The 14,375-nt window shown below is 37.5% G+C and carries 18 protein-coding genes; 6 read left to right on the top strand and 12 right to left on the bottom strand.

Annotated features, from left to right (window positions below; all coding sequences use genetic code 11):
• Nucleotides 1-303: 303 nt before the first annotated feature.
• From BUQ87_RS12010 to dnaN, 11 genes are all read right to left on the bottom strand, one after another.
• Nucleotides 304-1,101: a SigB/SigF/SigG family RNA polymerase sigma factor gene (locus BUQ87_RS12010; RefSeq protein WP_187655919.1), complete on the bottom strand. Its 798-nt coding sequence runs from the start codon at nt 1,099-1,101 to the stop codon at nt 304-306.
• A gap of 15 nt (nt 1,102-1,116) precedes the next feature.
• Entirely contained in the window at nt 1,117-1,509 is a 393-nt protein-coding gene (locus BUQ87_RS12005) for an ATP-binding protein (protein WP_038262411.1), read from the bottom strand.
• A gap of 65 nt (nt 1,510-1,574) precedes the next feature.
• Nucleotides 1,575-1,892, bottom strand: a complete 318-nt coding sequence (locus BUQ87_RS12000; RefSeq protein WP_038262315.1) for an STAS domain-containing protein — start codon at nt 1,890-1,892, stop codon at nt 1,575-1,577.
• A gap of 25 nt (nt 1,893-1,917) precedes the next feature.
• The gene (locus BUQ87_RS11995) at nt 1,918-2,166 is read right to left on the bottom strand and encodes a DUF948 domain-containing protein (RefSeq protein WP_038262313.1); all 249 of its coding nucleotides are present in this window, start codon (nt 2,164-2,166) and stop codon (nt 1,918-1,920) included.
• Nucleotides 2,156-2,419 (bottom strand): YtxH domain-containing protein, encoded by a 264-nt coding sequence (locus BUQ87_RS11990; RefSeq protein WP_038262310.1) that lies wholly within the window; start codon nt 2,417-2,419, stop codon nt 2,156-2,158. Before BUQ87_RS11990 ends, BUQ87_RS11995 begins: the two co-directional genes overlap by 11 nt.
• A 61-nt stretch (nt 2,420-2,480) precedes the next feature.
• A complete protein-coding gene (gyrA, locus tag BUQ87_RS11985) occupies nt 2,481-4,913 on the bottom strand; it encodes a DNA gyrase subunit A (RefSeq protein ID WP_038262308.1) in 2,433 nt (810 codons plus the stop codon).
• Nucleotides 4,914-4,969: 56 nt separating this feature from the next.
• Nucleotides 4,970-6,868 (bottom strand): DNA topoisomerase (ATP-hydrolyzing) subunit B, encoded by a 1,899-nt coding sequence (gene gyrB, locus BUQ87_RS11980; protein WP_038262306.1) that lies wholly within the window; start codon nt 6,866-6,868, stop codon nt 4,970-4,972.
• Nucleotides 6,868-7,161: an extracellular matrix regulator RemB gene (gene remB, locus BUQ87_RS11975; protein ID WP_052635929.1), complete on the bottom strand. Its 294-nt coding sequence runs from the start codon at nt 7,159-7,161 to the stop codon at nt 6,868-6,870. Before remB ends, gyrB begins: the two co-directional genes overlap by 1 nt.
• Nucleotides 7,162-7,176: 15 nt before the next feature.
• Nucleotides 7,177-8,274 carry a DNA replication/repair protein RecF gene (gene recF, locus BUQ87_RS11970; RefSeq protein WP_038262303.1) on the bottom strand — a complete coding sequence of 366 codons (1,098 nt, stop codon included), beginning with the start codon at nt 8,272-8,274 and terminating at the stop codon, nt 7,177-7,179.
• A gap of 15 nt (nt 8,275-8,289) precedes the next feature.
• Nucleotides 8,290-8,493 (bottom strand): S4 domain-containing protein YaaA, encoded by a 204-nt coding sequence (gene yaaA / locus BUQ87_RS11965; RefSeq protein WP_242943840.1) that lies wholly within the window; start codon nt 8,491-8,493, stop codon nt 8,290-8,292.
• 304 nt (nt 8,494-8,797) lie between these two features.
• Nucleotides 8,798-9,907 carry a DNA polymerase III subunit beta gene (dnaN, locus tag BUQ87_RS11960; RefSeq protein ID WP_038262298.1) on the bottom strand — a complete coding sequence of 370 codons (1,110 nt, stop codon included), beginning with the start codon at nt 9,905-9,907 and terminating at the stop codon, nt 8,798-8,800.
• Between the two features lie 86 nt (nt 9,908-9,993).
• On the opposite strand from dnaN, the gene BUQ87_RS11955 reads away from it, so the two are divergent.
• Nucleotides 9,994-10,173 carry a hypothetical protein gene (locus BUQ87_RS11955; protein WP_038262295.1) on the top strand — a complete coding sequence of 60 codons (180 nt, stop codon included), beginning with the start codon at nt 9,994-9,996 and terminating at the stop codon, nt 10,171-10,173.
• 34 nt (nt 10,174-10,207) lie between these two features.
• On the opposite strand, the gene dnaA is transcribed toward BUQ87_RS11955, so the two are convergent.
• Complete coding sequence (gene dnaA / locus BUQ87_RS11950; protein WP_038262293.1) at nt 10,208-11,530, bottom strand: chromosomal replication initiator protein DnaA; 1,323 nt, start codon at nt 11,528-11,530, stop codon at nt 10,208-10,210.
• Nucleotides 11,531-12,167: 637 nt separating this feature from the next.
• On the opposite strand from dnaA, the gene rpmH reads away from it, so the two are divergent.
• The 5 genes from rpmH (at nt 12,168) to jag (ending at nt 14,327) form a co-directional block, all read left to right on the top strand.
• Entirely contained in the window at nt 12,168-12,302 is a 135-nt protein-coding gene (gene rpmH, locus BUQ87_RS11945; RefSeq protein ID WP_038262291.1) for a 50S ribosomal protein L34, read from the top strand.
• Between the two features lie 92 nt (nt 12,303-12,394).
• Entirely contained in the window at nt 12,395-12,739 is a 345-nt protein-coding gene (gene rnpA, locus BUQ87_RS11940) for a ribonuclease P protein component (RefSeq protein WP_038262289.1), read from the top strand.
• Nucleotides 12,736-12,975, top strand: a complete 240-nt coding sequence (yidD, locus tag BUQ87_RS11935) for a membrane protein insertion efficiency factor YidD (protein WP_074210107.1) — start codon at nt 12,736-12,738, stop codon at nt 12,973-12,975. The genes rnpA and yidD overlap by 4 nt, the downstream gene beginning before the upstream one ends.
• A 32-nt stretch (nt 12,976-13,007) precedes the next feature.
• Nucleotides 13,008-13,688 carry a YidC/Oxa1 family membrane protein insertase gene (locus BUQ87_RS11930; protein ID WP_038262287.1) on the top strand — a complete coding sequence of 227 codons (681 nt, stop codon included), beginning with the start codon at nt 13,008-13,010 and terminating at the stop codon, nt 13,686-13,688.
• Nucleotides 13,689-13,700: 12 nt separating this feature from the next.
• Nucleotides 13,701-14,327 carry an RNA-binding cell elongation regulator Jag/EloR gene (jag, locus tag BUQ87_RS11925; RefSeq protein WP_038262284.1) on the top strand — a complete coding sequence of 209 codons (627 nt, stop codon included), beginning with the start codon at nt 13,701-13,703 and terminating at the stop codon, nt 14,325-14,327.
• The last annotated feature ends 48 nt before the right edge of the window (nt 14,328-14,375 follow it).

Here is a 14,375-nt window from a genome sequence, read left to right as displayed (position 1 = left end):
AACACTGTTTATGAAATAAGCACTGTACGTCTCATGCAAGTGTTGCCCAAGAGAATTTCCAAGTGGAATTCGATTGGCTGCAACATACTGCTAAATTCCTTTTTTCTGGAAGCCTTGAAACCAGGCCGCTAGGACTTGGTGTTTGCCGCCTTGTTTCAGCGACAAGTAATACTATACCAGCTTTATCTCTGCAGGTCAACACTTTTCAGTATAAATATTTCAAATACAAAATGACAGAATCTTTTGCATATTTCACATGCTACTATGTGAAATATGCAAAAGATTTAAAGTACTAATTCACCATTAATAAATTATCTTTTCGTATTCCTTTTTTAATTTTGAAAGGACCTTTTTTTCTATCCTGGACACAGTCATTTGAGATACTCCAAGTTCATTGGCTATGGCCATTTGTGTCTTATTCCCGAAAAATCTGTCTTTTATTATCTTCAGCTCAACCTCATTAAGCTTAGACATTGCCCTTTCTAGAAAATCTTTGTTTTCTATAGCCTTAAAACTCTTGTCTTCACTTCCCACAAGGTCCATAAGCTGAATGTCCTTGTCATCTCCGTCGTTATCATATGAAAGGTCAAGTGACTTTGGCTTGTAGACATAGGATGCATCTATAGCTTCAAGCACTTCCTCTTGTGTACATCCTAAATATTCAGCTATATCCTCAACTTTTGGAACTCTGTGGAGCTGCTGCTGAAGGTGCACACTTGCAGTATTCACTTTCTTGGAAAGCTCCTGTATCCTTCTTGGAACCCTTATTGACCATCCCTTGTCCCTGAAATATTTTTTTATTTCCCCTATTATTGTAGGTGTAGCAAAGCTTGAGAATTCAAATCCCTTTGTGACGTCAAATCTTTCTATTGCATATATGAGTCCTAAAGAAGCAACCTGATATATATCTTCATATTCTATTCCCTTGTTTAAAAACTTTTTTGAAAGTATCTCAACTATATATATGTTTCTGTTTATAAGCTCATTTCTTATATCTATGTCCCTGTTTTCAGAATACATTACAAATAGCTCTTTATCACTCTTGTCAGCATAGAAGGAATCCCTTGGAATAGATCTTTTCTTTGATATTCTTCTGCCCATCGCGTACATCAACTCCTAAAAATTCTCCTGCAAAAACTTGACCATTTTTATCTCTGTACCTGTTTCAAGTTCACAGCTGAAGCTAACTTCGTCCATAAGGCTTTTTATTATGAATATCCCCAGTCCGCCTTCATTAAGTTCTCCAAGATTAGGTTCCTTCACGTCCTTCTCATTTATTCCTTTTCCATTGTCTTTTACTGTTATTGCCAGTCTGTCGATTGCAACTTCAAACTCTACATAAAATTCATTTATTCCATTGCAGCTGTGCTGTATGGCATTTGTACATGCTTCTGCCACAGCAACTTTTATATCCTCAATTTCTTCTATATTGAATCCTATTCTATTTGCAATCGCAGAAACCGTAAGTCTTATAACACCCACATACTCCGGCTTGCTTGGAATCTTCATCGATATAAAATCAAATTCAGAAACATCTTCTTTGTATGTTAGTTGACTATTTATAGCATCCAAATTTATCCCTCCACCTTAAATATTTTGTCAAGGCCTGTTATCTTGAATATCTTTTTTACATTGAGCTTTACATCCTTTATATATATATCCTTTTCATGTTGCTTTAATCTCTTAAGCGCTCCTATAAGCACTCCGAGTCCTGTAGAATCTATATATTCGAGTCTTGAAGCATCTATTAATATATCCTGAGGCCTTTCTGCAACCATGTCTATGAGAGTCTCTTTGAGTTTATTTGCTGTATATATGTCTACTTCTCCCTTTAACGAGACGTCCCATATGTTCTTATCTTCATTGAAACTCTTGTTTATTGTAAGTGACATCAATATCCCTCCCCAAACTTATCTATTATTTTTTTATCTTTGACAATACTCCAGCCAATACAGCTGTTATATTGGTCAATTTTTCAACATTGTCGGTAATACCACTTATGTCAGCCACAATTTTTTTTATGTCTGGCTCATTTTTTTCAATTATGTCCATAGCCGATTTTATAGTCCTATCGACGCTCTTCACTGCATATGAAAGGTTTATGCACAGTACAAAAAATCCCATAGCCATAATAAATACGCCTATTTCCCAAAGACTAACGTTCATACTCATCATCCTCTGATTCATAGTCTACACTTATTACTATTTCCTCATCTGGAGGCACTATCTCTACCTCTTCGGCAATATCTTCAAGCCTTTCTTTTATATCTCTTAATATTTCATCCGAGCTTTCTATCAGCTTTTTTGCACCTTCAACTGCTATTTTTCTAAATTCAGAACCTTTTTTTGGAGCAAATGCCAAGGCGGCGGCAGCACCCACAGCTGCACCAAGTATAAAATATCTTGATCTGCCTCTCAAGTCTACACCCCTTCCAACTGTTCAATAAATAATGTATGCGGCCGGCAAAGCCGGCACGCATCTATTCTTCTTCAGCCATTATCTTGGCTATTGATACAACATTCGTCTCTTCTTCAGTTTTCATCAGCTTGACTCCGCTTGTAGCCCTTCCAAGCCTAGATATATTTTCTACTCCAAGTCTTATGAGAACACCATCTGAATTTATTATCATAAGGTCGTCCTCTGGATTTACAACTCGTGCTCCAGATATTGAGCCGGTCTTTGGATTTATATTGTATGTTTTTATCCCTTTGCCGCCCCTTGATTGCATTCTATACTCAGTAAGAAGAGTCCTCTTTCCATATCCATTTTCACTTACAATCAGAAGATCTTCACCCTCGCCTACAAGGTTGACCGATACTATAACATCATCTTCCGAAAGCGTTATTCCCTTGACTCCCATGGCACTTCTTCCCATAGGCCTGATGTCATTTTCATCGAATCTTATAGACATTCCTTTTCTGGTGACCATTATAATCTCCTGGTCTCCATCAGTAACCCTTACACCTATAAGCTCGTCTTCATCTCTCAAATTGATTGCAATAAGGCCATTTCTCTTGCTTTTTCTAAACTCTTTAAGCACAGTCTTTTTTATTATACCCATTTTAGTACATAATAAAAGATAATTTTCATCATCGAAGTCTTTAAATGGTATAAGAGCTGTAACTTTTTCATCTTTTTCAAGCGGAAGTATGTTTATGAGAGCAGTGCCTTTGGCCTGCCTCTTGCCTTCCGGTATCTCATAAGCCTTAAGCCTGTATACCCTTCCCTTGTTCGTAAAGAAAAGCACCTTGCTGTGTGCCGTAGTAGTTACAAGATGTTCTACAAAATCTTCCTCCCTGGTGCTGAGTGCGCTTATTCCTTTGCCGCCCCTCTTTTGAATTTTGTAAGTGTCAGAAGTTACACGCTTTATATATCCAAGATGGGTAAGCGTTATGGTTATCTCATCATCTTCTATAAGGTCTTCTATGTTTATTTCTGCTTCTGAAGGTTTTAGCTGAGTTCTTCTCTTATCTGCAAATTTTTCTTTTATTTCGAGCATTTCTCTCTTGATTATGTTCATAAGTATAGGCTCGTTAGAAAGTATTTCCCTCAGTGAGTTTATTTGCTCCATAAGCTCTTTGTATTCAAAGTCTATCTTCCCTCTTTCAAGTCCCGTAAGCCTTTGCAGTCTCATATCAAGTATCGCCTGGGCTTGAGGCTCTGTAAGGGTAAACTTGTTTATAAGCTCTTCTTTTGCTATCGAGCCATCACTACTTGCCCTTATCCGCTTTATCACTTCGTCCAGGTTGTCCAGAGCTATTTTAAGACCTTCAAGTATGTGTGCCCTGTCTTGAGCTTTTTTAAGTTCAAACCTGGTTCTTCTAGTTATGACTTGTTTTTGATGCTCTACATAGTGATACAGCATCTGCTTTAGATTTAGAACCTTAGGCTCTCCATTTACAAGAGCAAGCATTATTATGCTATAGGTATCCTCAAGCTGAGAATGCTTGTATAGCTGGTTGAGCACTATGTTTGGATTGGCATCCCTCTTAAGCTCTATGACTATTCTCATACCATGCCTGTTACTCTCGTCTCTAAGGTCTGATATTCCCTCAACCCTCTTGTCCTTTACAAGATCTGCTATTTTTTCTATAAGCCTTGCCTTGTTAACCTGATATGGTATTTCGGTTATTATTATCCTGTCTCTTCCCTTATTACCTTCCTCTATCTCTGCTTTTGCCCTTACTTTGACTTTTCCTCTTCCGGTCTGATATGCCCTTACCATATCATTTTTGCCCATTATGATTCCGCCTGTAGGAAAATCAGGTCCCTTTATCTGCTCTATCATTTCGTCAATAGATATGTCTGGATTGTCTATAAGCGATATTGTCCCGTCTATTACCTCCCCCAGGTTGTGAGGAGGTATTGATGTTGCCATACCTACGGCGATTCCGTTAGAACCGTTTACTAGCAGATTCGGGTATTTTGAAGGAAGAACAGAAGGCTCTTTTCTGCTCTCGTCATAGTTTGGAACAAAATCTACAGTCTCTTTGTCTATATCCCTCAAAAGCTCCGTTGCAAGCTTTTCCATTTTGGCCTCTGTGTAACGCATTGCCGCAGCGCTGTCTCCGTCTACGGAACCGAAGTTTCCATGTCCGTTTACAAGGGGATTTCTCATTGAAAAGTCCTGTGCCATTTTTACCATTGCATCGTATACGGATGCATCTCCATGAGGATGGTACTTACCCAAAACTTCCCCGACAACCGTAGCTGATTTTCTATATGCCTTTTCAGGATACAGCCCAAGGTCATTCATGGCATATAGTATCCTTCTGTGAACCGGCTTAAGCCCGTCCCTGACATCTGGAAGTGCACGGCCAACTATAACTGACATCGCATAGTCTATATACGATTTTCTCATCTCGTCTTCTATTTGTATTTCAACTATATTATCTTTTCCCTCTTCTATCATATAAATCATTTCTCCTTCCCGGACATATTTCCTATAGAATGTACTTTATTTCCAAACTAGAAATCCAGGTTGCTTACATATTTTGCATTCTGCTCTATGAACTCTCTTCTAGGCCCAACCTTGTCTCCCATTAGCATTGAAAATACCTCGTCTGCATGTGCAGCGTCATCTATTGAAACTTGCAGTAGTGTCCTGTTTTCCGGATTCATTGTGGTTTCCCAAAGCTGTTCTGGATTCATCTCTCCAAGACCCTTGTATCTTTGAAGCCCTACGCCTTTTCTTCCTATTTCACTTAATATTGCATCCATTTCCCTGTCGCTGTATGCATATCTTTCAGACTTTCCCTTTTTTATCTTGTAAAGAGGTGGCTGTGCTATATATATATATCCGCCTTCAACAAGATCCCTCATGTATCTAAAGAAGAATGTTAGTATAAGCGTTCTTATATGCGCTCCGTCGACATCGGCGTCCGTCATTATTATTATCTTGTGATATCTAAGCTTTTCAATATCCAGCTCATTGCCTATTCCGCATCCAAATGCAGTTATCATGTTCTTTATCTCTTCTGAACTGAGTATTTTGTCAAGCCTTGATTTTTCAACATTTAATATTTTTCCCCTGAGAGGCAGTATTGCCTGGGTGTTCCTGTCTCTGCCCTGTTTTGCAGATCCTCCCGCCGAGTCTCCCTCGACAAGATATACTTCGGATTTTGAAGGGTCCTTTTCGGCACAGTCCGCGAGTTTTCCTGGAAGTGAAGTACTCTCAAGCGCACTTTTTCTCCTTGCCAGCTCCCTTGCCTTTTTAGCTGCATTTCTGGCCCTTTGCGCCCTCATGCATTTTTCCACCACTATCTTTCCAACTTCAGGATTTTCCTCTAAAAACGCCGCCAAATTCTCAGTAGTTATAGTGTCCACTATTCCTCTTGCTTCAGTATTTCCAAGCTTTGTCTTTGTCTGTCCCTCGTACTGTGGGTCCGGCAGTTTTATAGAAAGTATGGCAGTAAGACCTTCCCTTATGTCCTCACCTGTGAAATTGTCTTCCTTTTCCTTTAGAATATTGTACTTTCTTGCATAGTCATTTACAACTTTTGTAAGAGATGCCTTAAAGCCTGTAAGGTGGCTTCCTCCCTCATGTGTGTTTATATTGTTTGCAAATGAATATATGTTTTCAGTAAAGCCGTCTGTATACTGCATTGATATCTCAACGCTGTAATCATCCTGCTGCTTTTCAAAGTAAATGATTTGGTCATGTATTGAATTTCTGTTTTTGTTCAGGTGCTTTACAAATTCAATAAGACCACCTTCATAAGAAAACTCTTTTTTCTGCTCTCTTTCATACCTTTTGTCCTCAAGCACTATTTTTATTCCCTTGTTTAGGAATGCAAGCTCCCTCAGTCTGTGCTCAAGCGTTTCGTACTTGTATACAGTCTCTTCAAAAATCGTGCCGTCAGGCTTGAAAATTGTGGTGGTTCCAGTTTCAGTAGTCTCCCCTACGACTTCAAGCTGCGTCATAGGATTTCCTCTTTCATATTTCTGCCTGTGAATCTTGCCGTTTCTTTTTACTATAACCTCAAGCTTTTCAGAAAGGGCGTTAACTACCGATACACCAACCCCGTGAAGACCTCCTGATACCTTGTATCCTCCGGCCCCGAATTTACCTCCCGCATGAAGCACTGTTAGAACTGTCTCTACAGTCGACTTGCCTGTTTTGGGGTGTGTCTCGACAGGGATACCCCTTCCATTGTCAGTGACAACTATCGAGTTATCCTTTTCTATTGATACCATTATATCGGTGCAGTATCCTGCAAGCGCCTCATCTATACTGTTGTCTACCACCTCATATACAAGATGGTGAAGCCCTCTTGGCCCTGTAGATCCTATATACATGCCCGGTCTTTTTCTTACAGGTTCAAGACCTTCAAGAACCTGTATTTGACTTGCTCCGTATTCTTGCATTACATTACCTCCATTTCAAAAGAAGAAAAATCATATTGATACGACCTTTTCAAAAGGGTATTCGATGATATCGAAGAATAGTACGCCTTTATATCATATCCATCAGGGCTTTTTTCCCTTGTTATTATTATAGATTTAGGCTTTTCGCCGCATATGCTTTTTATGCCTTTTTCCTTTTTTATTTTTTCTATGAAATCCCTTGATATTTTGGACGTAAGCGCTGACTTCATGTCCATTATCATCAGTATTTCATTTGCGTCTATATAATAGTTTTCTCCCAGGTGAAAAAACATTATTTACCTCCGTTTTTATGTTATTCTTCCCTCTTTAACTCTATAGACAGACATGTCATAACCTTCAAATATTTTAATGTGCGATTCTTCGGCCGTAGTCACAAATGTCTGTATTCCCCCGAGGCTGTCTATAAGACTTTTTTGCCTTTTCTCATCAAGCTCGCTGAGCACATCGTCCAAAAGGAGCACGGGATACTCCCCTGTCTCTTTTTTTATAAGCTCAAGTTCAGACAGCTTGAGAGATATCGACGCAGTCCTTTGCTGTCCCTGCGAACCGTATGTCCTGACATCTATTGAGTTTACGACTATTTTTATGTCATCCTTATGAGGCCCATATCGCGTATTGCCTCTTTGTATATCGTCCCTTCTGCTTTTTTTAAGCAAAATTGTTAGACCGCTTGCAATTTCATCTTCGCCAGGCTCCCCATCCCCCATTTTGAGCTGACTCAAATATTCAACTTCAAAGCTTTCTGGCTTTCCAACTATTTTGGAATGGATGCCCTTTGCTATTTCAGAAAGACTTTCAACAAATCTTTTCCGCGCCATGTAAATACGTGATGCGTACTGACATATTTGAATGTCATATATGTCAATGAGGTTTTCATCCACATTTTTATTTTTAAGGCAGCTGTTCCTTTGTGAGAGAAGTTTATTGTATGCAGAAAGATCATGATAATACCGCGGAGATATCTGGGAAATTTCCCTATCCATAAACTTTCGCCTTTCAGCCGGGCCATCCTTGAGCATTCTTATGTCTTCAGGTGAAAATATTACAGAGTTAAATGCTCCAAACAGCTCCGATATCTTTTGAATTGAAATGCCGTTCATTTTTATAGCCTTACCTTTTTTCCCTATGAGCATTTCTATGCCGCCCTTTTGGGCTCCCCTGCCAAAGGCAATCGAAATATAGCCCCTGTCACTTTTAAAGTTTATGACTTCTTTGTCCTTACTGGTACGAAATGACTTGCCTATGGACATAAAGTATATCGCCTCGAGTATATTTGTTTTTCCATGTCCATTACTTCCAATTATTATGTTCAGTTCCGGGTTGAAATCCACCTGCATTTCACTGTAATTTCTAAAATTCAAGAGTTTTAAACTCTCCAGCTTCATAATAAAAGCCCCTCTTTACTCTATTTCTACACTTTCACCATCCATCTCAACAATATCTCCAGGATGCAACTTTCTTCCTCTTCTTGTTTCAACCTCGCCATTAACCTTTACATGTCCTTCTTTAATTAAAATTTTTGACTCTCCTCCAGAAGACGTAATGTCTGCAAATTTAAGAAGCTGGTCCAATTTTATATATTCAGAATTTATTTTAATCTTCACAAATTCATCCTCCCGTATCAGATGCATTCATAATGCATGAAACACAAATTTCATTTCGGCTGCCTATGTATGCTTATTAAGCTTAAAAAGTATAGCCAATCAATATATTATAGCACAAAAAAACTCACTTATTGAAATAACAAAATTAAGTAATATCTTTTGATTTTCAATAAAATAAATGCCTGCATGAGCCTATTTTTGTTCCAATTGCCAAAAACCCAGACTTAATGACAGGCTGGGTTTTTGGCAATTGTATTTATGTCGCCTGGCAGCCAGGCTGTATTGTAATAAATATTTCAGTTTTTTAATTGCCGGCAGAAATCCTAACGGGAAGTATCATGTACGTATATCCCGTATCTTCTTGCGGATTTATTGTGCATGGACTAAGGTTTGTATCGAAATTCATGACTATGCTATCACATTCCATGACTTTAAGGGCCTCAAGCATATATCTTGAATTAAATGCTATTTCGATATTTCCTCCTTCAAGATTTATGGGAAGCTCCTCGTATACATTGCCGACTTCAGAATTGGAGGTTATTATCATAAGCCCGTCTGTTATTGAGAATTTTATCAGGTTGTTTTTGCCTTCTCTTGCCAAAAGAGATGCTCTTTCAATGCTGTTTTGAAGATTTTTAGTATTTACAGTCACTTTTATTCTGCTTTCTTTCGGAATTATCTGCTTGTAATTTATAAATTCACCTTCCAAAAGCCTTGTTATAATCCTTGTATTCTCAATTGAAAACAGGGCATGCTTTTGAGTGAATGCCATTTTTATATTTTTCTCCTCGCCAGAAACTATCCTGTTTATTTCAGACAGTGTTTTGCCAGGCACTATTACGTTTATATTGCCTATATTATTTTCAATACCGGCCTTTTTTATGGCCAGCCTGTATCCATCAAGAGCCACTATACTTATATCCGCACCGTCTATCTCTATAAGCTCTCCCATTAAAAGAGGTTTAGTCTCGTCTTGAGATATTGCAAATACAGTCTGTCTTATCATGTTTTTCAGGCAGTGTGCATTTATTTCATAGTTGAAATTGTCATCGACATCAGGTAGTTGAGGGTATTCGGTTTGTGAATAGCCCATTATTTTAAATTCTGAATGTTCGCATTTTATGACCACATTGTTTTTTTCATCACAATCTATTTCTATATAAGAATCTGGCAGTTTTCTTACTATTTCTCCAAATAAACGCGAATCTATTACAACAGAACCATCCCTTATGACTTGAGAATCTATTATGGTTTCTATTCCAAGTTCAAGATCATTGCCGGTGAGCTTTAATCGGTTATGGGCAGTCTCTACCAGTATTCCTTTGAGTATGGGCATTGTAGTTTTTGAGGACACTGCTTTTTGAACCACTCCTATAGCTTGAGATAACTCCTTTTGATGACATATTATGTTCATGTGGATGCCTCCTTTTGAAAAGTTTGAAAATCTGATTAATAAAAAGAACAAAAACTGTTAGTAATAGTAGTAGGGGCCGTGGATATGTGGAAAACTATGTAGACTGGTTGAAAAATGGGGTTTTCCACAGTGAAAAACATGTTGATAAGGCTGTAGATTTGCAAATGCATATTTTCCAGCAAAAAATCAGCTTTGAAATATTATCAACAGCTGCATGTGATTATCAACATGGCTTATGGATAAAAATCATATGGGTTATATTTTAAAATTAATTAAAGGCTTGTTTTGAAACAAGCCCTGTTATTCTTTGAGTTCGCTGATTATGGTGTTCATTTTTTTGATTAAATCCTGATTGCTTGTCAATAATTGGGATATTTTCTCATACGCATGGATTACCGTGGTGTGATCTCTCCCCCCGAACTCTTCTCCTATACGAGGAAGCGAAAGATCTGTAAGCTCTCGGCAAAGGTACATTGCAATTTGTCTTGGGTATGCTATTGCCCTTGTCCTCTTTTTAGAGCTGAAGTCCTCCATCTTTATATTAAAGTGCTCAGCCACCTTTTCTTTTATAATTTCCACGTTTATTTCCTGAGGCTTCGATGGTGTGATTATGTCCTTTAAGGCTTCAACTGCAAGCTCTAAAGAGATATCGTTATTTGTGAGTGATGAGTAGGCAACAACTCTTATGAGGGCTCCCTCAAGCTCTCTTATATTGGATTTTATATTCTTTGCAATATAAGCCATTACCTCATTTTCAATTTCTATGTTTTCATTTTGAGCTTTTTTGTAGAGTATTGCTATTCGTGTTTCAAAGTCAGGAGGCTGGATATCAGCTATAAGGCCCATTTCAAACCTTGACCTTAAACGGTCTTCAAGAGTAGGTATTTCCTTTGGGGTTCTGTCGCTGGAAATGATTATCTGTTTATTGGCCTCATGCAGCGCATTGAAAGTATGGAAGAATTCCTCCTGAGTTCTTTCCTTACCTGCAATAAACTGGATGTCATCTACAAGCAATACATCTACATTTCTATACTTGTTTCTAAACTGTTCGTTTTTATCGTCTTTTATTGAGTTTATAAGTTCGTTGGTAAATTTTTCAGATGAAACATATACGACTTTGGCATTGTTATTTTGAGACAGCACATGATGTCCTATAGCATGCATAAGGTGTGTCTTTCCAAGTCCAACTCCCCCATATATGAAAAGCGGATTGTATGCTTTGGACGGAGCTTCTGCTACCGCAACGCATGCTGCATGTGCGAATCGGTTATTGTTTCCTATAACAAAGGTGTCGAAAGTGTATTTTGGATTTAGATTTGAATACACTGGAACTTCAATTTTTGAAGTGTTTCTCTTTTTTTCCTTGGCTAAAACTTCATTTTTTTCAATAGTGAACTTGACATTGTATTTTACTGTAGAAAGCTGGTTTATGGATTTTTCTACAAGATTCATATACCTTGCTTCCAATATACCCTTCATAAAATCATTCGGAACATATAAAAATATTGTAGAATCACTGATTTGCAGGGGTTCAATAGGGGAAAAGAATGCATTGTAGCTTGCGGGAGTGAGCTCTGTCTTTATTATTTTCAGAGCATTTTGCCATATTGTATCTAAATTCATTGTAAAAAGTCCTCCCAATTCATAAAAATTTTAATCAACAAAGATATCAACACAAACAATATATTTGTAAAAATGTTGAATTCATTAACACAGAGTGTGGGTAAATGGTATAATAAAATGTGAAAAACTTAGATGGTATCTAGAATAAAAAAATAAATAAACAGAGTGTGGATAAATTTATCAATACCTAAAAGACAATAAAATAGGCGATAAAAGACGATTAGAATAACTTATACACAGTATTATCCACAGATTGTGAATAAGTTGAAAAAAATATTCCCGGCACGGATACTTATCAACAGGCAAAAATATAATATCAAATATAGATAAAAACATCAATAGATAAAAGGGAATTTATCCACAGATGTAACAGTTTGTTGATAATAGCGCCATAATAATCAAGAAATATATCCACAAAACCTGCAGAATATGAAATTTGAATGAATAAGTCTTATGCCGGTGTAAAATGCATGTGCAAATTGTATGTTTTTGTGGATAAACAAAAATAAAATCCACATTGAAATTTTAAGTTGACAACGCTATTTCATCCCTTTATAATCTATATGTATGCACTATATGAATATGTGTGTTTTTTTAAAATAGAAGAATTTAAAATTAATGAAAGGCGGTGTTTTAGATGAAAAGAACTTACCAACCTAAAAAGAGACAAAGAAAGAAAGAGCATGGATTCAGAAAGAGAATGAAGTCTTCAAATGGAAAAAGAATCCTAAAGAAGAGAAGATCTAGAGGAAGAAAAAGACTTACAGCATAATAGTCATACTACTTATATGCAAATCAAAAGGCCGCGTAATGTGGCCTTTTTGTATAATTTTTTGTAGTTGCATAATCGGAGGAAATGGGAGTATGCAGTTTGAAAATGGAGTTACTTTAAAAAAAAATATGGATTTTAGAGATATATATAGGAAGGGAAAATCTTGTGCAAATAGAGATCTCGTCATATATGTAAGAAAAAATAATATCGGCCAAAACAGGATAGGTTTTTCTGTTTCTAAAAAAGTAGGCAATAGTGTTGTGCGAAATAGGGTAAGAAGATTGATGAAGGAGAGCTACAGGCTTAATTGCTGCACCATTAAGTCCGGCTATGATATAATTTTCATATCCAGAGTTGCAGCTAAAGATGCAGATTACAAGGCGGTAGAAAAATCCATGAAAAATCTTTTTAAAAGGGCTTCAATACTAAAGGGATGATTTATGTGAATGGCATAAAAAGATTGGCGGCGGTTATAATTATTTTCGTAATACGAATTTATCAAAAATTGATATCTCCGCTTTTGGGAAAAAATTGCAGATTTTATCCTACCTGTTCTGAATATTCAGTACTGGCCATTAAAAAATATGGTCCTTTTAAGGGGTCATATATTGCAGTTAAGAGAATACTGCGATGTAATCCGTTTAATGAGGGTGGATACGATCCTCTGTCGTAAAAAATACTTAAACATTATTAGGAGGTATTATTTTGGCAGCAATATCAGGAGCACTGGGTTCCCTATTAAAGCTTGTATTTGACACGGTCAATAGCTATGGGCTTGCTATTATAATTTTCACGGTTCTTGTAAAATTGGCGCTTTATCCGCTCACAAGGGCTCAGACCAAGTCAATGAAGGAAATGCAGCAGGTTCAACCTAAGATAAAGCAGATACAAGAAAAGTATAAAGACAACCAACAGGTAGCACAGCAAAAAGTCATGGAAATATACAAAGAACACAAGATAAATCCGGCAGCGGGATGCCTGCCACTAGTCATACAGTTTCCTATACTAATAGGTCTTTTCAATGCGCTTAAAGATCCAGCGAAATACGTATTCAAGTCAGAAGAAGCATATAATGCTATAAATACAAGTTTTGCATGGCTGTCAAATCTATCTGATCCAGATGTAATAATGGTTGGAGGACTAGATCTGCCATGGATATTACCAATACTCGCGGCAATTACAACATATTTGGCTTCTGCAATGATGAATGCTAAGCAGTCGGCTGGCAAGAAAGACACTACACAACTTATGATGCTATACTTTTTCCCGTTAATGATACTTTGGTGGGGAAGAAGTTTTCCAGCAGGACTTACTCTATACTGGGTTGTCAGCAATGTATTCCAGATAGCACAGCAGTACTTTATAATGAAGCCGGATAAGAATTAAGGAGGCGGTTATATGAGATTTGTAGAGTCTACGGGGAAAACCATTGAAGAAGCTCTGGGCAAAGCGTTAGAAGAGCTAAAGGCCACCTTGGAAGAAGTTGAATATGAGGTTTTAGAGGAACCGACAAAGGGATTTCTTGGACTGATAGGCGGAAAGGCCGGCAGGATAAAGGTCACTTTGAAAGACAGAAGTGGCGACATTGCAAGGGGTTTCATAAATGAAATACTTAATTGCATGGATGTAGATCTTACACCGAATATCGAAAAGGACGGCTCGGTTTTGAACATAAGGCTTGATGGAGATGGAAATCAAATGGGCCATATGATAGGAAGAAGGGGAGAAACACTTGATGCTCTTCAGTTTCTTACAAACCTTGTAGTAAATAAAAACAGCAAAGAACACGTCAAGGTGCTTATGGATGTTGGAGACTACAGAGAAAAAAGAGAAGAATCGCTTATAAGGTTCAGTAAAAAGATGGCAAGGGCTGCAGTCAAGCGTAAAAGGCCTATAAAACTTGAGCCTATGAATCCTTATGAGAGAAGAATAATACATGCAGCTCTTCAGAGCGATCCATATGTTAGGACTTATAGCGAAGGTGACGAGCCTAACAGGAGAGTTGTAATAGCAATCAAGAAATAGCCCCTACATTTTGTAGTGGCTTTATTTTTGTTGAAAAAGAAGGTGATA

Origin of the sequence: Peptoclostridium litorale DSM 5388 (assembly GCF_900141635.1) — a bacterium.
In the GTDB taxonomy this organism is placed as follows: Bacteria; Bacillota; Clostridia; order Peptostreptococcales; family Peptostreptococcaceae; genus Peptoclostridium; species Peptoclostridium litorale.
Note: the sequence above shows the minus strand (reverse complement) of the source record. Positions and strands in the feature narration are given on the sequence as shown.

Bases quoted from the DNA above. Each gene is read 5' to 3' on its own strand.
- rpmH (WP_038262291.1), top strand. From the start codon at position 12,168: ATGAAAAGAACTTACCAACCTAAAAAGAGACAAAGAAAGAAAGAGCAT.
- remB (WP_052635929.1), bottom strand. From the start codon at position 7,161: ATGTTTTTTCACCTGGGAGAAAACTATTATATAGACGCAAATGAAATA.
- BUQ87_RS12005 (WP_038262411.1), bottom strand. From the start codon at position 1,509: ATGAAGATTCCAAGCAAGCCGGAGTATGTGGGTGTTATAAGACTTACG.
- yidD (WP_074210107.1), top strand. From the start codon at position 12,736: ATGATTTATGTGAATGGCATAAAAAGATTGGCGGCGGTTATAATTATT.
- gyrB (WP_038262306.1), bottom strand. From the start codon at position 6,868: ATGCAAGAATACGGAGCAAGTCAAATACAGGTTCTTGAAGGTCTTGAA.
- BUQ87_RS11995 (WP_038262313.1), bottom strand. From the start codon at position 2,166: ATGAACGTTAGTCTTTGGGAAATAGGCGTATTTATTATGGCTATGGGA.
- jag (WP_038262284.1), top strand. From the start codon at position 13,701: ATGAGATTTGTAGAGTCTACGGGGAAAACCATTGAAGAAGCTCTGGGC.
- dnaN (WP_038262298.1), bottom strand. From the start codon at position 9,907: ATGAACATAATATGTCATCAAAAGGAGTTATCTCAAGCTATAGGAGTG.
- gyrA (WP_038262308.1), bottom strand. From the start codon at position 4,913: ATGATAGAAGAGGGAAAAGATAATATAGTTGAAATACAAATAGAAGAC.
- BUQ87_RS12000 (WP_038262315.1), bottom strand. From the start codon at position 1,892: ATGTCACTTACAATAAACAAGAGTTTCAATGAAGATAAGAACATATGG.
- BUQ87_RS12010 (WP_187655919.1), bottom strand. From the start codon at position 1,101: ATGGGCAGAAGAATATCAAAGAAAAGATCTATTCCAAGGGATTCCTTC.
- recF (WP_038262303.1), bottom strand. From the start codon at position 8,274: ATGAAGCTGGAGAGTTTAAAACTCTTGAATTTTAGAAATTACAGTGAA.
- dnaA (WP_038262293.1), bottom strand. From the start codon at position 11,530: ATGAATTTAGATACAATATGGCAAAATGCTCTGAAAATAATAAAGACA.
- rnpA (WP_038262289.1), top strand. From the start codon at position 12,395: ATGCAGTTTGAAAATGGAGTTACTTTAAAAAAAAATATGGATTTTAGA.